We start from the raw sequence: 18,210 nt of genomic DNA, 5'->3' as shown, positions 1-18,210 counted from the left end.
TCTACCTGTAGGATCAATGTAAAATGTCATTCGCCAGACAAGATAGAATGAGTTATCAGATATTTTGTTCAAAGCGGCAATCATGTTGAAGTTGAAACTCACGGACGATCACGAAACAAGGCTAAAGCAACAATGTATTGTCGTCTTTCTGACATAAAATGTTAGCGAACGACATTATTGTTAACGGGTAAAGGAGAAGACGATGGAGCGCCGTACGGCAACCTTAGAAGATGTGGCTCGCGAGGCCGGGGTATCCCAGCAGACGGTCTCACGCGTGCTGAATAAACCTGATGTGGTGGCTGAGCGTACCCGCGATAACGTCATTCGTGCAATGCAGGCACTGCACTATGTACCGAACCGCTCAGCACAATTGCTGGCGGGGAAGTCGGCACCGTCTATAGGGTTGATTACCGCGTCGTTGACCCTGCACGCGCCCTCGCAAATCGCTGCTGCGATAAAAAGTCACGCAGGTACACATCAACTGGAGGTTGCTATCGCGATGCCGGTGATGGCTGACTACGCCTCACTTCAGGCGCGGCTGAATGAATTTCGCGCACAAAATATCCGGGGCGCGGTGATTAATCTGCCCCTTGAGGATCACATTGCGGAAAAACTGGTGAATGAGAACCCGGATATTTGCTGTCTGTTTTTAGATGTTTCGCCGGAAACGGATGTCTGCTGCGTACGGTTTGATCACCTTAATGGCTGCGGAGCATGCATCCGTCATCTCTGGGAACTGGGGCATCGTGAGTTCGGCCTGCTTGCAGGGCCAGAGAGTTCCGTTTCGGCGCGTATGCGATTGAGTAGCTGGCGTGAGACATTGCACCGGCTTGGAGTGAGTAATGCGGTTACGGTCTTTGGTGACTGGAGTGCCGCCAGTGGCCGGAATAAGGCCCTTGAGCTGTTACATCAGTATCCGCGGATTAGCGCGATCGTCGTCGCGAACGATCAAATGGCGCTAGGGGTTTTGAGCGCCCTCGCGCAACTGAATCGCACCGGCAGCAGGATGGTTTCCGTCACCGGTTATGATGATACGGCGGACAGCCTCTATTTCCAGCCACCGCTCACCACCGTTGCGCAGGATTTCAACAAGCTGGGTAAGCGGGCCGTCGAGCTGTTAATCCAGCAGATGGCCGCCCCTCAGATTCACATCCGTGAATTGCTGCCGACACATTTGATTATCCGCCAGTCAACCTGTCCTTACGGTGGAGAAGAAGAGGATGAGAAAAAATCTGTCATTGCACAATTAAAATCACTGGTAGAAAAGCTGTGAAAATTATCAAATCCTCCCCGACAGGCAGAGGTGTTACCGCTGATAAATCTGTGCCTCATAAGCCCGTAAGCTTTGTTGTTTCCCCTGCTCCTGATAGTTGCTCAGCAACGGTTGCCAGCCGTCCAGTAACAGCTCTTGCGGATCTATCTCCTGTTGATGGGCACTGAAATTGACGATCACCAACACCTGCTGCTCATTCAGACTACGGGTATAAGCATAGATCTGCGGATGTACCGGCAGCAGGAGTTGATAGGCCCCTTCGATCAATACCGGCATCTGCCGGCGCAGGCGAATGAGCGCACGATAGAAGTTCAGCACGGAACCGCTGTCAGCGCGTTGATCCGCCACGTTGATCTCAGGGTAATTACTGTTCGCAGGGAACCAGGGGGTAGCATTGCTGAAACCGCCGTGGGTACTCTGATCCCACTGCATTGGGGTGCGCGAGTTATCGCGCCCAGTGCGGCTGAGAAATGCGAGGATCTCGTGCTCTTCCCTGCCCTGTCGGCGCATTTCAACGGCGAGTTTCTTCGCGGCAACGTCGTCAAAATCCTCCAGGCTGGCGAAATGCGTATTGGTCATGCCAAGTTCCTGCCCCTGATAAATAAACGGCGTACCTTTCATCAGGAAGAACATCGCCGCAATGGCGGTCGCGCTTTCACGTTGATAATTTTTATCGTCGCCCCAGCCCGATACCACACGGGGAAGATCATGATTTTCTACGTATAACGCGTTCCAGCCTTTGTTTTCCAGCAGTGTCTGCCAGCGCGTGAAAATCTCTTTTAAGCCGGGTAAATCGAGACTGGCCTCCTGGGTGTCCTTTTGCCCATCCTGCCACAGCTTCACGTGCTCAAACTGAAAGATCATATTCAGCCTGCCCCGCTGCTCGCCAACCCACTCTTCACCCTGTTCAGCGGAGGCACCGTTCATTTCGCCGATGGTCACAATGTCATAGTGACTGAACACCTGTTCGCACATGTCATCGACGTAATCAAGCAGCCCGTCATAGTTGAGGTGGCGCTCGAATGACGGCACGTAAGGCAGCGCCAGGGGATTAGGCATATCGCTGAAAGTCGGCTCTTTTTTCATATGGCAGATGGCATCAATGCGAAAACCATCTACCCCTTTGTCAAGCCACCAACGCATCATGGTGTACACCGCCGAACGCACCTCGGGGTTTTCCCAGTTCAAATCTGGCTGCTTTTCGGAGAACAAATGCAGGAAATACTGCCCGGTCGCCGCGCTGTATTTCCAGGCAGAACCGTTGAAGATGCTTTCCCAGTTGTTCGGCTCGGCGCCCGCTTTACCGTCGCGCCAGATGTACCAGTCGCGTTTCGGGTTATCCCGTGAGGCACTGGACGCTAAAAACCACGGATGCTCATCAGAAGTATGGTTCACCACTAAATCAATAATCAGGCGCATACCGCGCGCATGCACCTGTTCAAGCAGACGGTCAAAATCCTCCATCGTGCCAAACTCAGCCATGATTTTCTGGTAATCGCTGATGTCATAGCCGTTGTCATCATTGGGGGACTGATACATGGGGCAGATCCAAATCAGATCGATGCCCAAATCTTCCAGGTAATCGAGTTTTTCCGTGATGCCATTCAGGTCACCAATGCCATCGTTATTGCTGTCGTTGAAGCTGCGCGGGTATATCTGATACGCCACGGCCTCTTTCCACCAGTTTGCCATCACAGCCTCTCAATAAGTAATGCAAAGGATTCATAAGGTTGCAGTTCCATAATCGGCTCCAGCCGCTCCCGTGGCGCGTAATTGTTGATGAGACAATGGCCCTGCTGGCTCTGCAGGTTGTCGGGGATCGCCAGCATCACAGCGTCTCGCGTGAAATTGTTGATCACCACCAGCGTCTGCTCCCCCAGCGTGCGCAGCCAGGCAAACACCTGCGGATGGTCGACAACGATCTGCCTGAAGTCGCCGTGCACCAGCAGCGGCAGCTGCTTACGCAATGCCACCAGCTTCTGGTAGTGGTAAAAAACAGAGTCAGGATCGTCAAGCGCAGCCGCAACATTCACTGTACTGAAGTTGGGATTAGCCTCAATCCAGGGCTGACCGGTGGTAAACCCGGCATGTGGACTGCTGTCCCACTGCATCGGCGTTCGCGCATTATCGCGCCCGTTGGCGTGGATACCGCGCATCATCGCTTCATGGCTCATCCCTTCGGCGATCCGCTCCTGATAAAGATTCAGGCTTTCAATATCCCGATAGTCGTCAATATCAGCAAAACTCACGTTGGTCATGCCAATCTCTTCACCCTGATAAATGTAGGGTGTGCCTTTAAGGCAGTGAAGCGCGGTGGCGAGCATTTTTGCTGACACCACGCGATATTCACCGTCATCACCAAATTTGGAGACCGCGCGAGGCAAATCATGGTTGCTCCAGAACAACGAGTTCCAGCCATGGTCAGCCAGTGCCGTCTGCCACTTGTCAATCACGGCCTTAAAGCGCAACAGATCAAACGGCTGGTTGCACCACTTCCCGTACTGTTCATCCCAGAAAAGTTTGATGTGCTCAAACTGAAAGACCATCGTCAGCTCTTGCCGCTCTTCGGCACTGTAGAGCAGGGCGTCTTCCGGCGTTGCGCTCCACGTCTCCCCTACCGTTACGCTGCCGCGCGGGCCAAAGGTCGCCCGGTTCATCTGCTGAAGATACAGGTGAAGATGACGGCCATTCGCCATGATCTGTTGATCCACTTCTTTCCCGATCAGGTCGATAACGTCCATTCGGAATCCCCCGATGCCCTTATCCAGCCAGCGGTTCATCATGGCGTGGATGGCTTCGCGAACGCGCGGGTTTTCCCAGTTGAGATCGGGCTGGCGCGTGGAAAACTGATGCAGGTAGTATTCACCGCTGGCCTCATCAAGCGTCCAGGCACTGCCACCAAAGTTCGAACGAGAGTCATCAGGCGGCCCGCCGTCTGCCGCCGGTTTTCGCCAGATATAAAAGTCACGGTAAGCACTGTTTTTTGAGGTCAGTGCGTCGATAAACCAGGGATGCTCGTCAGAGGTATGGTTGACCACCAGATCCATCAGGATCCCGATATCACGCGCTTTAGCTTCTGCAATCAGGCGCTCCATGTCGCTCATCGAACCAAAAATGTCGGCAATCTCTTCGTAATCAGAGATGTCATAGCCGTTATCGTCCATCGGCGAACGGTATACGGGCGACAGCCACAACAGCGTGATGCCGAGCTGTTGCAGGTAATCGAGCTTGCTGATAATACCGTTGAGATCGCCGGTACCGTCGCCGTTACTGTCCATAAAGCTGCGCGGATAGACCTGATAAACCACGGCCTCTTTCCAGTGCGGTGTGCTGTGCATAGCATTGATCACGTGATTTTCCCCCAGACGAATTAGTGTACTTTTGCCAGATGACGTTGGAATGCCTGGCCGTGACTGTCGAACAGGTAACAGCATTCCACCGGAAGCCGTACCCCAACGGTTTGGCCAACATGGATGGCGGAACGCTCGGCATGCCGCACGACCCAGGGTTCGCCCGCATTGCCGTTGTCCAGATACAGCAGGGTTTCATTGCCCATCTGTTCCACAAACATCACCTCGCCCTGGTATTCGCACTGTTCCACATTGCCACTGCGAATATGTTCTGGACGAATACCGATGTTGACGCTGCGGCCCTCCGCCTCGGCCGGGGTGGCGATGGATAACACCAGCGTTTTGCCATTGTCCAGTTCCACCACGCTTTGCTGTTCGCCCGACCGGCGGAGCGTGGCCGGGATCAGATTCATCTTCGGCGAACCGATAAACTGGGCGACAAATTCATTGGCGGGCTGGTCGTACAGCTCAAGCGGCGTTCCCACCTGTTCGATATTGCCCTGATTGAGTACCACGATCCGGTCGGCCAGCGTCATCGCCTCGACCTGATCGTGTGTCACATAAATAATGGTGACACCCAGACGTTTATGCAGGGCAGAGACTTCCATACGCATCTGCACCCGCAGCGAGGCATCAAGGTTGGATAGCGGCTCATCGAACAGGAACAAGCGCGGTTCGCGCACAATGGCACGCCCGATCGCCACGCGCTGACGCTGGCCACCCGACAAATCTTTTGGCCGTCGTTCCAGCAACGGCTCCAGCTGTAAAATGCGTGCACACTCCCTCACCCGTTGATCAATTTCCGCCTTTGAACAGTGCGCAAGCTCCAGCGCGAATGCCATATTCTGATAAACACTCATATGCGGATACAGTGCATATGACTGGAAGACCATGCCGATACCGCGTTCGGCCGGGCTGTCGTCATTGGCGTAGTGACCATCGATGTACATGCCCCCGCCGCTGATCTCCTCCAGCCCGGCAATCATACGCAGCAGCGTTGACTTGCCGCAGCCAGAAGGCCCAACAATCACCACAAACTCTCCGCTTTTAATCTGCAAATTCAGCGAACGGATGACCTCCGCCTTCGCGCCATAGCGTTTTTGAATCTTATCCAGCGTTAACTGCGCCATATTCCCCTCCCGGTTCTCGATAAAATGATGCCGGCCAGCCACCGGCATGAATGAAATGACGCTATTTCAGATAGTTGAGCCAGGGCTGTTGACGAGAGATCATCACATCGACCAGCTCGGGGATCGCACGGCATTGGTTATTCACAGAGTCCACAAGCAGCGCCTGAATCACCAGATCGCGCGATCCGGCAATAATGGCCTCGGCCGTGAGATCGTGAATGGCAATCTGATTACTGAGCAGCCCACCAATACCCGGTGGGATGTCTACCTGAATACCGTGCACGCCTTTACGGTCAATGATTGCCGGCACTTCTACCGCGATAAATTCGGGCAACTGTTTAATAAATCCACGATTAGGAATGTTGACGGCGGCCTCCTCATAGCCGGAGTCGGTCAGGATGCCCTCCATAATCGACACCACTCTTTCCTTTAATTTAAGCTCGATCTTCGGCTGCACCCCGCCAAGGTAGTTACGGTAGAAGGTGTAAAAATCGAGAATGCCACGATGGTCACTGACCTCACCCGCCCAGCTGATGTATTCGCCAAAGTGGCTATCCACGGTGATAGGCATGCAGTGGAACTTCTCCAGGATCTCTTTGAACAGGGTGCGGTCTGCCCACGGATACGAACTGTCTTTGCCGCCCAGCGCATGACGCTCAGTACTGCCCTCGGTATCCACCAGTTTGCCGTGCTGACGGGTATACGCCAGGATGTCGCTGTAACCTGGCAGGCTGGCGAAATAGTCAGGCGCTTTGGCGCGGACATCGGCATAGGCATCTTTGCCACTGTCTTTGTAACGCGCGTCCAGCAGCACGCTGAAGTGGTTAAGGCCGCCTGCACGCAGGCTCAGGTTATCGAACGAGGTGTTGAGCATTTCAGGCAGATAGCGCTCCAGTGAGGCAATTTCGTGGCACATGCCAACAAAATTGAGTTCCGGGAAGCGGCGATGAACGGTGGTGCAAATGCGGCTCATGGGATTTGAATAGTTAAAAATCCAGGCATCAGGACAGATGTCAGCCACATCGGCACAAATATCGAGGATCGGTGGAATAATACGCAGCGAATGGAATAACCCCCCCGGCCCCCCATTCTCACCATAAACCTGCTGAATGCCGTACTGCTGCGGGATCTGCCAGTCAAGGTCCCACAGGGCAAAACGGTCGCCCACCTCAATCGAAATGATGACAAATTCGGCCCCGCGCAGTGCCGTGCGACGGTCGGTGGTGGCACTGACGATGAACGGTAAATCTTCTTTTGCCAGAAAGTCTTTCGCAGTCTTTTCGGTCACCGCCAGTGCAACAGGATTAATGTCATGCAGGATGATTTCACTGCCGTACAGCGCACGGCTCTGAAAGATGTCACCCAGGGTGCCGTAGCCAAACTGTGCACTGCCTGCACCCACTAAAACAATTTTTGTAGCCATGTTTACGTCTCCTGACGAGGATAATGTGGGCATTAGCCCTTAACTGCACCGTTGGTTAATCCACTGACGATGCGTCGCTGGAAGATCAGCACCAGCGCCACAATGGGAAGCGTCACGATCACCGAGGAGGCCATGATGGCTCCCCAGGGAAGTTCAAATTGAGAAGATCCCTGCATCATGCCGATCGCGACAGGCACGGTGCGTTTATCACCGGAAATGACAAACGTCAGGGCGAACATGAATTCATTCCACGCGCCGATAAATGCCAGCAGTCCTGTTGTCACCAGCGACGGCCCCATGATCGGCACGAAAATGCGACGGATGATGGTCCAGGTACTGGCACCGTCGACGATGGCCGCCTCTTCCAGCTCCGTTGGGATAGCCTTCATAAAGGTGGTCAGCACCCAGATGGTGAAAGGCAATGAAAAGGTGGTGTAAGAGAGCACCAGCGCGCCAAGCGAGTCATACAACCCCATAAAACGCACCAGCTCAAACATGCCGGAGAGCACTGCCACCTGTGGGAACATCGACACGCAGAGAATGGTGAACAGCAAATACTTGCGGCCTGTAAACTGAATGCGCGACAAAGCAAAAGCGGCGGTAATCGACACCAGAAGGCACAGCCCCACAGTCAGCGTTGCCACCACTGCCGAGTTGAAAAGGCTGCGGGCGATGCCGTTATCCATCAGCGCCGTGACATAATTTCCCCAGTTCATTTCATTGGGTAGCCACTCCACGTTGAAGAGATTCTGCCCTGAACGCAGGGACGTGATAATGGCGTAATAAAACGGGAACAGGCAGATCAGACAGGCGAGTGTCGCTGCGGTCAGAATCATTAAACGCCGGGCAAGCTGTTGTTGTTGACGGTTCAGCCTCATGATTTTGCCTCTCCATTGCTGCGGCGGCCCAGCATCACAAAGCAGGCTGCAATCCCGGCCACCATCATGAATACCAGTACCGACGCAGCGGAACCGGACCCCATTTCCTGATAACTCACTAACTGATCGCGTGCGTAACCTGACACCGACACCGTCGCCTCACTGTTGGAGGTCAGGATATAAATCAGATCAAAGACGCGCAGCGCATCCATGACGCGGAAAATCAGCGCCACGATCATCGCCGGCATAATTAAGGGCAGCGTGATGCGACGAAAACGCTGCCACGCGTTGGCACCATCAATACGTGCCGCTTCGTACAAGTCGCGGGGGATCAGCTGCAGCGCGGCCAACAGCATCAGTGCCATAAACGGCGTGGTTTTCCACACGTCAACGATCACTACCGCCCACATTGAGAGCACCGGGTCCGCCACCCACGCCAGCGGCGTGTTGATCACGCCCATTTTGAGCAGCAGGTCGTTCACCACGCCGTACTGATCGTGAAACATCCAGCTCCACATTCTGGCTGACACAATCGTCGGGATCGCCCAGGGCACGAGGATTGCGGTGCGCACCAGCCCCTGCCCGCGAAACTTCTCGTTCATCAACAGCGCCAGCAGCATGCCGAAGACCAGCTCAAGCGATACCGACATCATGCTGAAACGCAGCGTGTTACCCACGGCCATCCACCACAGCGGGTCCGCCAGCACGCCGTAATGATGGCCACCCGCAGCAACGTCAAAATAATTGGAAAAGCCGACAAAGTGGTAATCGTCAGGCGCATCCAGCATGGCATCAGTGAAGCTGTAAAACAGCGTACGAAAGAGAGGCCAGCCAGCGACGGCGGCCAATAACAGTAGCGCAGGCGCCACCAGCAGCCAGGCAATACGGCTGCGGCGCAATTGATAGCTGCGCTTCGCCACCGGTGCGCTGGCGGTGTTGTCAGGAAGGGACAGGGATGGCGTTTCTTGCTTCATACATCGTACTCCGGACCGTTAATGGGGCATTGGGTTCAACGCCATCCTCTGGCTTTAATTCTCTCCAGCCGCTGCTGTAATCCGGCCACCGCGGTTGCCCCATCAATGTCACCGCGCAACACGTTGTAGGTGGCGTTATAGATCGCTTTAGAGACCTGCGCGTACTGCCGCCGGGTCTGCGTGGCGGGGCGCGGTTTGGCCAGCAAGAAGATGTTTTTGAAGTCAGACAGATAAGGTGCCTGCGCCAGGACCTCAGGATCGTCATACAGCGCGGTGCGTGACGGAGTCCACCCCATCAGCGCCAGGGTTTTCTTCTGTGATTCGGCACTGCTGACGATCTTGAGCAGGGCAATGGCTGCCTGTGGATTTTTGGTATACGCACTGATCGCCCAGTGCCAGCCGCCCATGGCGCTGACCGATGTGCCATCGTCGCTGGCGGGTAACGGCATAACGCCGACCTTGCCACGAATGGCGCTGCTGCGGTCTTCTGCCAGCGTATAGGCGTAAGGCCAGTTGCGCATAAACAGGGCATCACCGTTTTGGAATACCGAACGCGACTCCTCTTCCATATAGCCCAGCGCCCCAGGCGGGACGATTTTACCGATCCACCCTGCGGCCCTATCCAGCGCTTGTGCAGCGCGCGCGTTGTTGATGGTAATATTGCCTTGAGAATCAATGACACTGCCGCCGTTCTGTGACTCCACCCACTCCAGCGCGTTACAGGTCAGCCCTTCATAGGCTTTGCCCTGAAACACCATTCCCCAGAAATTTTTATGCCCTGATTCGCGTTCACTCTGCTGAATGCGCGTGGCAATGCGGGTCAGTTCTGTCCAGGTCACCGGGGGCTTTTCGCCGTATTTAGCCAGTAAGTCTTTGCGGTAAAACAACGCTCCCGCATCCATATAGGCGGGAATCGCTTTCACGCGTCCATTGACCACATCGTTTTGCATCGCGGTGGGGAAAAAGTCATGGCGGATATCGCTAACGCTGTCCGTCAAATCGAGAAGATGTTTGTCCAGCACGCCAATCCATACGGTATCCGCCTGAAACAGATCAATGGCATCGGAGTCTTTCGCGGCAAACAGCTGCTGAAACAACGACAGTTTTTCATTGGAGGCAGGAGGAAGATCGATAAATTTCAGGGTATGGCCCGTTTGAGCCTCAAACTTCTGCTTAATATAGTGACAAAATTGACGGCCTTCCTTGCTTGGCGGGCACTCCATGCGCAGGGTATCTGCAGCAGCCAGACCCGATGTCAGGGTCAGCACGGCAAGCACCAGTTCCGGGATCACTCTTCTCATAGTTTGTTCTCAGGTGGGGCGAGAATATCGTCATAGGAAAAAAAATAGCGAAACCATGACATTGACGGAAATTGATTTTCACCGCTAAGCTATAGAAAAAATCTATAGCATGAAGGGAATATGTGATCGTGGATAAAATTCTTCGTCAGTTTATTGAAGTCGCGATGTTCAAAAATGTGAGTCATGCTGCAAACAAACTTTGCCTTAGCCAGCCCACCGTTACCCATAATATGAAGAAGTTAGAAGAGAGTCTGGGCGTGCAGCTGCTGGAGCGCACGTCAACGGGCGTGAAGACCACCGAGTATGGCGACCTTTTGCTGGAGCAGGCGCAAATGATGCAGCGGATTTATGAAAATACGCTGACAAAACTGGCGTTTATCAAAGCACGTCAGGTGCAAAGCCTGCGCATGGGCACGGGGCATGCCTGGTGGCATCTGTTTATCCGCGACAGCTTCACCGCTTACCGAACGCTGCACCCTACCGTCAATATTCACATCGACCAGGGAAACCATCTCAGGTTGATGGATCTGTTACTGGGGGGGGATATCGATCTGTTTGTCGGGCATGAAATTCAGGGTCTGAATTCGAAGGCGGGGATCAGCTTTGTGCCGCTGTTTAGCGTCACTGACAGCCTGTTTGTCCGGCAGGGTCATCCGCTGAGCAACAGAGTTATCGAACCGGTTGAACTGCAGGACTATCCTTGTGTGGAGTTGACGCCGGATGAGGGTCGCTTTCAGCATATGATGGAAGATATGCAACCGAAAAGGCAGGCAAGAAACCGCATGCATTTAGAAGAGAGGGTGATCTGGTCAACTAACTCCATGATGGCGGCAGTCGATATGATCAACGAGTCGGACGCCGTGATGTTGAGCTATCCGTTATGCATGGCTGACTACTTTTCTCGCCATAAGATTGTTCCCTTGCAAACCACGCAACCCAGCCCACGCTATAACGTCGGCTTTTATTTGATGCGTGAGAAGAGGGACACGGCTCACGTGGTGCAAATGCAGGAACTGATGCAACAGCATCTTGAGCCGATCCGCCACCTGCTGGTTTAACGACGGTGATCGGTTAACCCCGTCAGCGCCTCATACAACGAACGGGAGTTACCCGGGCCGACAACCAGGTGATACTCAGTGCTGTGCTGAGCCGTGTCGACTTCCAGCACGGATTTAATCGCGTCTAACGCTTCTAACGCGTGCCTGTCGAAGCACGCGTTGTCACGAATGGTCACCCTGATGCGACTGGCGCAGTAACTCAGCTTAACGAGATTATCCGCCCCCCCTAATGCCTTCAGCACACCCGCCGCGAGCTGTTGTTTTTCCACATTTCCTCCTGAGAGCCTTTCATATTTTCCGCTGTAGCATAGGGTTGGCATCAGGCGAAGTGAAATTGATTTATTGCCGAGAGATATAGAGTCCATCTATAACTCGCTTCAACAGCATAGCGCGGTGGATATTTTTCAATGAAAAAAAACAGAACTATCCCCCAGAGAGAAAAAGAAACTAAATCGATTCAGCTTAATATCACTCATTCTGAATAAAAATAGAGAACATGATTCCTTTTAGCGACGTAAATTTTATTTCACATTTACTTGATCACTCAAGAGTCGCATAATTAAAAAAAACAAAAACACTCGCAATAATTAATAAAAAATCAGTCAAAAAGTCTATTTTTGACATTACCATCTCAATACTTTACCCCACACATATTAAAGTGATAACTCATCACCTCTCTATATTTTAGGATTAATCATAGGAGAATTATGTTATGTCCTCTCAAGGATTGAAAACGGCTGTCGCTATTTTTCTTGCAACCACTTTTTCTGCCACATCCTATCAGGCCTGCAGTGCCGGGCCAGATACCGCCCCCACGCTCAACGTTCAGCAATCAAATGCTCTGCCCACATGGTGGAAGCAGGCTGTTTTTTATCAGGTATATCCACGCTCATTTAAAGATACGAATGGGGATGGCATTGGGGATATCAATGGCATTATTGAGAATTTAGACTATCTGAAGAAACTGGGTATTGATGCAATTTGGATCAATCCACATTACGATTCGCCCAATACGGATAATGGTTATGACATCCGGGATTACCGTAAGATAATGAAAGAATACGGTACGATGGAAGACTTTGACCGTCTTATTTCAGAAATGAAGAAACGCAATATGCGTTTGATGATTGATATTGTTATCAACCACACCAGCGATCAGCATGCCTGGTTTGTTCAGAGCAAATCGGGTAAGAACAACCCCTACAGGGACTATTACTTCTGGCGTGACGGTAAGGATGGCCATGCCCCCAATAACTATCCCTCCTTCTTCGGTGGCTCAGCCTGGGAAAAAGACGAAAAATCAGGCCAGTATTACCTCCATTACTTTGCCAAACAGCAACCCGACCTCAACTGGGACAATCCCAAAGTCCGTCAAGACCTGTATGACATGCTCCGCTTCTGGTTAGATAAAGGCGTTTCTGGTTTACGCTTTGATACCGTTGCCACCTATTCAAAAATCCCGAACTTCCCTGACCTTAGCCAACAGCAGTTAAAAAATTTCGCCGAGGAATATACTAAAGGTCCTAAAATTCACGACTACGTGAATGAAATGAACAGAGAAGTATTATCCCACTATGATATCGCCACTGCGGGGGAAATATTTGGGGTTCCTCTGGATAAATCGATTAAGTTTTTCGATCGCCGTAGAAATGAATTAAATATAGCGTTTACGTTTGATCTGATCAGGCTCGATCGTGATGCTGATGAAAGATGGCGGCGAAAAGACTGGACCCTTTCGCAGTTCCGAAAAATTGTCGATAAGGTTGACCAAACGGCAGGAGAGTATGGGTGGAATGCCTTTTTCTTAGACAATCACGACAATCCCCGCGCGGTTTCTCACTTTGGTGATGATCGACCACAATGGCGCGAGCATGCGGCGAAAGCACTGGCAACATTGACGCTGACCCAGCGTGCAACGCCGTTTATCTACCAGGGTTCAGAACTCGGCATGACCAATTATCCCTTTAAAAAAATCGATGATTTCGATGATGTAGAGGTGAAAGGTTTTTGGCGAGACTACGTTGAAACAGGCAAAGTGAAAGCTGAGGAATTCCTTCAAAACGTACGCCAAACCAGCCGTGATAACAGCAGAACCCCCTTCCAGTGGGATGGAAGCAAAAACGCAGGCTTTACCAGCGGAACCCCCTGGCTAAAAATCAATCCCAATTATAAAGAAATCAACAGCGCAGATCAGATTAACAATCCAAATTCCGTATTTAACTATTATAGAAAGCTGATTAACATTCGCCACGACATCCCTGCCTTAACCTACGGCAGTTATATTGATTTAGATCCTGACAACAATTCAGTCTATGCTTACACCCGAACGTTTGGCGCTGAAAAATATCTTGTGGTCATTAATTTTAAAGAAGAAGTGATGCACTACACCCTGCCTGGGGGTTTATCCATCAATAAGGTGATTACTGAAAACAACAGTCACACTATTGTGAATAAAAATGACAGGCAACTCCGTCTTGAACCCTGGCAGTCGGGCATTTATAAACTTAATCCGTAGAAGATCCTCGTGGGGCTACAAGCGTTTGTAGCCCCTTCCAGGCTCAAAAAAGGCCTGGCGACCCGGTTTACTCTGCTGCCCATTCGATTCGGTTCTTGCCCCGGTTTTTCGCTTCATACAGGGCGACATCCACGCGTTTAAGTAAATTCTCGACCGTTTCGTCTTCTTTTTTGTGACCGGCGCCGATACTGACAGTAAAGCGTATTTCATCCCGGATGATTAAGTCTCGGGTTCGGGATAATATCTTTTCCGCCACAACGCTGGCGTCCTGTTGTGATGGCAATTTCACTATAACGGCAAATTCTTCACCGCCGATTCTAGACGCGGTAACATTACCGTCATGCAGGCTACTCAACAGATTACCGAACTCCCTAAGGACTTCATCACCCATATCGTGTCCATATTTATCATTGATGTTTTTAAAAAAGTCGATATCAATGATAAAAACATAATTATCTGTGTTTTTTAACTCCAGAAGAATGTTTCTGAAATACCGTCTGTTTGGCAAGCTCGTCAATTCGTCACGATAAGAATCAATGCTGATATCGGCATATTTGCCATTGACATATCTCACAATAAAATAGATGCCAATCGAAACACAGAGCATCCCTGCCAGCTTGAAGACATCTTCAATATAATACCCCACCCACCGTGGCTGCTGGATAAATTCATCCATCACATCAAACGCAGCAGAGATGATCCAGATATGCAGGCCCAGATTAATGCCTCTGCGCAGGCTGGCGTTAACCGTTAAACGGTTAAAACTCCATAAGATAAAGTTAAGTATTAGCCACTGAATGATGTCCACTATCCAGCCGGAATTTTCCATCCATGAATGTCCAATTTTCTTTTCCGGAAAGCTGGCCAGATTAATAATCACCACAAAAAAACATAACACCAGAGAGGATAGCATTGGTATGTAAAGATTTTTTAGTGATTCATTTTTTGTAAAAAGTCCGTCTTCATATTTCACAAATGGCATACTAACCCCTGATAAATATTGAAATGAAAATCATTCTCATATAAATTTTATGCCTGAATATTTCATTATTTACCTATCCCTGGCGGTTATAACAACATGTCATCTCCTTGTTTTGGTTTGCGTGAAAACATTGTGCTGATCTTCTCGGAACATAACAACTGGCTACCTGAATTTTACCCTGTACCAAAATCCTGCCGCACTCAGCAACAGAATTCCGGCATGATAAACACGCTCCTGAACGGAGGAAGAATGAGAAAAGCCCGCTCAGGAAATCCTGAGCGGGCTTTTTGTTTTTCATAACTTTGCACGAACCTTTGTATGATTTTAATGCATTGAGGTGAACGGGAAAGACATCCCTACTGTTACCCTACCGTTACCCTACCGGGAAAAAGGTCAGAATAGCCCGTTAAGAAATGTCATTTTATTCTTTCGCATCAAGCTGAAGATTTTTGCGCACGACCTTATCCAACAATGACGCAGGCGCGAATCTGAGAATAAAATTCAACTGTCCTGCCAGCGCGCCCGCCGTGTAACGCACCTTCGGGCGTAACGCCTGAGCCGCTTTCACCACCACGTCAGCCACAACCTCCGGGCCTTCCGCTGCGTCCATTGCTTTGCTCACCACTTTCGCAAGTTTAGCCCGGATCAGATCATACTCTTCACGCTTCGCATCCGGCTCAATGTTATTGGCTTCAAACTGCGTTTTCGTATAGGCCGGTTCGATGACGGACACTCTGATACCCTGCGTGCGCAGTTCATGATCCAGTGCTCCCGTATACCCTTCGACCGCATGCTTACTGGCCGCATACAGAGCCACGTAGGGCAACGGAACGATCCCCAGTATTGAACCGATGTTAATGATCCGCCCACTGCCCTGACGGCGCATGTGAGGGATCACTGCCCGCGTCACCCTGACGATGCCCAGAAAGTTAGTGTCGAAAATGCGCCTGGCCTGTTCGACAGAACTTTCTTCCGCCGCCGCCGGGGCAATTCCGAAGCCCGCATTGTTCACCAGAATATCGATTCGCCCCTCCAGACGCAGCAATTCCTCAATGGCAGCCTCGACAGAAGCGTCGTCCGTCACATCCAGCGTTAATAACGGAAACGGATGCGTTCCCGCCTGGGAGCCACGCCGACTCGTACCATAGACCGTATAACCCGCGGCTAACAGTTTATGAGCCGACGCTTCGCCGATACCTGAGGAAGCGCCGGTCACCAGTGCTACACGTTTTTTTGTCATGCTGAACAGGACCTTATTCACTAAAGCGTTTTATATCGCTCTGCGGCTTCATCTTGTTTGATGTCCGAAAGCAGAGCCTGACGCGAGGCATCGAGGGTGTCCCAGCGTGCAGCATGATGCAGTGGTGGGATGGTGACGAGTTCACGGCGATCAAAGCCCACCAGTGCGGCATCCACTAACTCGCCCACTTCCATGAATTTTGACGCATTAGTGATGTCGATCCCCGCACGATCCCAGATTTCCGTGTAAGTGCCGGCAGGGAGCACCGCCTGGACATAAATGCCCTGAGATGACAGCTCGACATTCATTCCCTGAGACAGGAAAAGAACAAAAGCTTTGGTTGCGCCGTAAACCGACATAGAAAATTCAGGGGCCAGGCCTACGATAGAACTGATGTTGACGATCGATCCTTCACCCGCTTGCACAAACCGTGGTGTCACGGCACTGGCCAGTCTCGTCAGGGCGGTAACGTTAAGCGCGATAAGGCGTTCTATCGAATCAGGCGTCTGCTCTGTAAAACTGCCGGACTGCGCGATACCCGCGTTATTGATCAGAATGCCAATCTGCGTGTCTTCACGCAGGCGGGCTTCGACCACGGCTAAATCACGCGTTTGCGTGAGGTCCGCAGGTAACACATCGACAGAAATGCCATTTTCCTGTCGCAGGCGATCGGCAAGTGTCTCTAACCTTGCTTTGTCGCGTGCAACCAGAACAAGGTTGTGTCCCCGGCGGGCGAACCGCTCAGCATAAACAGCACCAATACCCGTCGAAGCGCCTGTAATAAGAACTGAATTTTTAGTCATAAGGTGATCTTCTTTATTAATGTGTAATCAGAATCCGCAATGTGCGGTCCGGGTAGAACCTGGACATCGGCGCTTTACTTGCTGGTTTCAGCAAGCGACGGGTAATCGGTATATCCCGCTGCGCCACCGCCATACAGCGTGTCAGGGTTAAGTGAGGCCAGAGGTGCGCCCGTTTTCAGCCTGTCCACCAGATCCGGGTTAGAAATGAATGGGCGGCCAAACGCGAACAGATCGGCTTTGCCTTGCGTAAGTTGAGCGGACGCCAGCGCCAGGTCGTAGCCGTTGTTGCCGATCCAGGTGTTTTTAAAGCGGCGGCGCAGGGAGCCGTAATCGAACGGCGATACATCACGCGGGCCACCCGTCGCGCCTTCAACCACATGGAGATACACGATGCCTAATGCATTGAGTTGATCGGCAACGTAGTCATATTGCGGCTGCGGATCGCTGCATGAAATCGCATTCGCAGGTGAAACCGGTGAAATGCGTACGCCGGTGCGATCAGCGCCGATCTCCTCTTTCACGGCCGCCGTCACTTCTAACAGCAGACGCGCACGATTCTCGACAGAGCCGCCGTACTCATCGGTACGCTGATTAGCGCCGTCTTTCAGGAACTGTTCCAGCAGATAACCATTTGCGCCATGGATCTCTACGCCATCAAACCCGGCGGCAATGGCATTGGCCGATGCTTTTCTGAAATCGTCGATAATCCCCTGTATTTCTGGTAACTCGAGCGCACGTGGCTCAGAGACATCAGCAAAACCGTTGTTCACAAAGGTCTTCGTCTCGGCACGAAGAGCAGACGGTGCGACCGGCGCAGCGCCACCCGGCTGTAAATCGACATGCGAGATGCGTCCTACGTGCCATAGCTGTACAAAAATTCGCCCACCTTTGGCATGAACCGCGTCAGTCACTTTGCGCCAGCCTTCGATTTGCGCTTGCGTATAGATGCCCGGCGTATCCTGATAGCCCTGTGCCTGTGCTGAGATCTGCGTGGCTTCGGTAATCAGTAATCCTGCGGTGGCACGCTGGGCGTAGTAGGTCGCCGCCAGTTCGCTGGGTACCAACCCTGCTGCTGCCCGGTTACGCGTCAGGGGTGCCATCACGAGATGGTTGGCCAGGGTGATGGTCCCCAGCTCGTAGGGTTGAAATAGTGTCTGGTTTGTCATGTTTAATCGCCTGCTCAGTGGATGGTCAACGTGTTGATGTAATGATGATGATCGTAATCTATAAAGTCAACTGGTTTGATTATGGTCATCATCAATGTATACTTACCTCCTATTTTT

The 18,210-nt window shown here is 51.8% G+C and carries 15 protein-coding genes; 3 read left to right on the top strand and 12 right to left on the bottom strand.

What is annotated here, in order from left to right; genetic code table 11:
• Positions 1 to 202 precede the first annotated feature (202 nt).
• Entirely contained in the window at positions 203 to 1,273 is a 1,071-nt protein-coding gene (locus tag HHI26_RS12530; protein WP_133841665.1) for a LacI family DNA-binding transcriptional regulator, read from the top strand.
• A gap of 33 nt (positions 1,274 to 1,306) precedes the next feature.
• Here the strand turns inward: HHI26_RS12530 and HHI26_RS12525 are convergent, their stop codons facing one another.
• The 7 genes from HHI26_RS12525 to HHI26_RS12495 all read right to left on the bottom strand — a co-directional run bounded on the left by HHI26_RS12525 (position 1,307) and on the right by HHI26_RS12495 (position 10,329).
• Complete coding sequence (locus HHI26_RS12525) at positions 1,307 to 2,965, bottom strand: alpha-glucosidase (RefSeq protein WP_171149200.1); 1,659 nt, start codon at positions 2,963 to 2,965, stop codon at positions 1,307 to 1,309.
• Positions 2,965 to 4,611, bottom strand: coding sequence for an alpha-glucosidase (locus HHI26_RS12520; RefSeq protein WP_171149212.1), 1,647 nt, complete (start codon positions 4,609 to 4,611; stop codon positions 2,965 to 2,967). Before HHI26_RS12520 ends, HHI26_RS12525 begins: the two co-directional genes overlap by 1 nt.
• Before the next feature lie 32 nt (positions 4,612 to 4,643).
• Positions 4,644 to 5,753: a sn-glycerol-3-phosphate ABC transporter ATP-binding protein UgpC gene (ugpC, locus tag HHI26_RS12515; protein ID WP_133841663.1), complete on the bottom strand. Its 1,110-nt coding sequence runs from the start codon at positions 5,751 to 5,753 to the stop codon at positions 4,644 to 4,646.
• 61 nt (positions 5,754 to 5,814) lie between these two features.
• A complete protein-coding gene (locus tag HHI26_RS12510) occupies positions 5,815 to 7,176 on the bottom strand; it encodes an alpha-glucosidase (RefSeq protein WP_133841662.1) in 1,362 nt (453 codons plus the stop codon).
• A gap of 32 nt (positions 7,177 to 7,208) precedes the next feature.
• Positions 7,209 to 8,054: a carbohydrate ABC transporter permease gene (locus tag HHI26_RS12505; protein ID WP_133841661.1), complete on the bottom strand. Its 846-nt coding sequence runs from the start codon at positions 8,052 to 8,054 to the stop codon at positions 7,209 to 7,211.
• Positions 8,051 to 9,028, bottom strand: a complete 978-nt coding sequence (locus HHI26_RS12500) for a sugar ABC transporter permease (protein WP_133841660.1) — start codon at positions 9,026 to 9,028, stop codon at positions 8,051 to 8,053. Before HHI26_RS12500 ends, HHI26_RS12505 begins: the two co-directional genes overlap by 4 nt.
• Before the next feature lie 35 nt (positions 9,029 to 9,063).
• Positions 9,064 to 10,329, bottom strand: a complete 1,266-nt coding sequence (locus HHI26_RS12495; RefSeq protein WP_159336420.1) for an ABC transporter substrate-binding protein — start codon at positions 10,327 to 10,329, stop codon at positions 9,064 to 9,066.
• A gap of 122 nt (positions 10,330 to 10,451) precedes the next feature.
• Here HHI26_RS12495 and HHI26_RS12490 point away from each other — a divergent pair, with 122 nt between their 5' ends.
• Entirely contained in the window at positions 10,452 to 11,387 is a 936-nt protein-coding gene (locus HHI26_RS12490) for a LysR family transcriptional regulator (RefSeq protein ID WP_133841658.1), read from the top strand.
• Here the strand turns inward: HHI26_RS12490 and HHI26_RS12485 are convergent.
• Entirely contained in the window at positions 11,384 to 11,656 is a 273-nt protein-coding gene (locus HHI26_RS12485) for a PTS transporter subunit EIIB (protein ID WP_171149199.1), read from the bottom strand. The genes HHI26_RS12490 and HHI26_RS12485 overlap by 4 nt on opposite strands.
• Before the next feature lie 443 nt (positions 11,657 to 12,099).
• On the opposite strand from HHI26_RS12485, the gene HHI26_RS12480 reads away from it, so the two are divergent.
• A complete protein-coding gene (locus tag HHI26_RS12480) occupies positions 12,100 to 13,902 on the top strand; it encodes an alpha-glucosidase (protein WP_171149198.1) in 1,803 nt (600 codons plus the stop codon).
• A gap of 67 nt (positions 13,903 to 13,969) precedes the next feature.
• Here the strand turns inward: HHI26_RS12480 and HHI26_RS12475 are convergent, their stop codons facing one another.
• From HHI26_RS12475 to HHI26_RS12460, 4 genes are all read right to left on the bottom strand, one after another.
• A complete protein-coding gene (locus HHI26_RS12475) occupies positions 13,970 to 14,884 on the bottom strand; it encodes a GGDEF domain-containing protein (RefSeq protein WP_171149197.1) in 915 nt (304 codons plus the stop codon).
• 421 nt (positions 14,885 to 15,305) lie between these two features.
• Complete coding sequence (locus HHI26_RS12470; RefSeq protein ID WP_133841654.1) at positions 15,306 to 16,124, bottom strand: oxidoreductase; 819 nt, start codon at positions 16,122 to 16,124, stop codon at positions 15,306 to 15,308.
• Positions 16,125 to 16,144: 20 nt separating this feature from the next.
• Positions 16,145 to 16,927, bottom strand: coding sequence for an SDR family oxidoreductase (locus tag HHI26_RS12465; protein WP_133841653.1), 783 nt, complete (start codon positions 16,925 to 16,927; stop codon positions 16,145 to 16,147).
• 74 nt (positions 16,928 to 17,001) lie between these two features.
• Positions 17,002 to 18,093 (bottom strand): alkene reductase, encoded by a 1,092-nt coding sequence (locus tag HHI26_RS12460; protein ID WP_133841652.1) that lies wholly within the window; start codon positions 18,091 to 18,093, stop codon positions 17,002 to 17,004.
• Positions 18,094 to 18,210: the final 117 nt, after the last annotated feature.

Origin of the sequence: Erwinia sp. JH02 (genome assembly GCF_013074405.1) — a bacterium.
GTDB lineage: Bacteria > Pseudomonadota > Gammaproteobacteria > Enterobacterales > Enterobacteriaceae > Erwinia > Erwinia rhapontici.
Note: the sequence above shows the minus strand (reverse complement) of the source record. Positions and strands in the feature narration are given on the sequence as shown.

Coding starts and splice junctions, on each gene's coding strand:
- HHI26_RS12475 (WP_171149197.1), bottom strand. CDS start 14,884: ATGCCATTTGTGAAATATGAAGACGGACTTTTTACAAAAAATGAATCA.
- HHI26_RS12500 (WP_133841660.1), bottom strand. CDS start 9,028: ATGAAGCAAGAAACGCCATCCCTGTCCCTTCCTGACAACACCGCCAGC.
- HHI26_RS12480 (WP_171149198.1), top strand. CDS start 12,100: ATGTCCTCTCAAGGATTGAAAACGGCTGTCGCTATTTTTCTTGCAACC.
- ugpC (WP_133841663.1), bottom strand. CDS start 5,753: ATGGCGCAGTTAACGCTGGATAAGATTCAAAAACGCTATGGCGCGAAG.
- HHI26_RS12530 (WP_133841665.1), top strand. CDS start 203: ATGGAGCGCCGTACGGCAACCTTAGAAGATGTGGCTCGCGAGGCCGGG.
- HHI26_RS12510 (WP_133841662.1), bottom strand. CDS start 7,176: ATGGCTACAAAAATTGTTTTAGTGGGTGCAGGCAGTGCACAGTTTGGC.
- HHI26_RS12505 (WP_133841661.1), bottom strand. CDS start 8,054: ATGAGGCTGAACCGTCAACAACAACAGCTTGCCCGGCGTTTAATGATT.
- HHI26_RS12520 (WP_171149212.1), bottom strand. CDS start 4,611: ATGCACAGCACACCGCACTGGAAAGAGGCCGTGGTTTATCAGGTCTAT.
- HHI26_RS12525 (WP_171149200.1), bottom strand. CDS start 2,965: ATGGCAAACTGGTGGAAAGAGGCCGTGGCGTATCAGATATACCCGCGC.
- HHI26_RS12495 (WP_159336420.1), bottom strand. CDS start 10,329: ATGAGAAGAGTGATCCCGGAACTGGTGCTTGCCGTGCTGACCCTGACA.
- HHI26_RS12465 (WP_133841653.1), bottom strand. CDS start 16,927: ATGACTAAAAATTCAGTTCTTATTACAGGCGCTTCGACGGGTATTGGT.
- HHI26_RS12460 (WP_133841652.1), bottom strand. CDS start 18,093: ATGACAAACCAGACACTATTTCAACCCTACGAGCTGGGGACCATCACC.
- HHI26_RS12470 (WP_133841654.1), bottom strand. CDS start 16,124: ATGACAAAAAAACGTGTAGCACTGGTGACCGGCGCTTCCTCAGGTATC.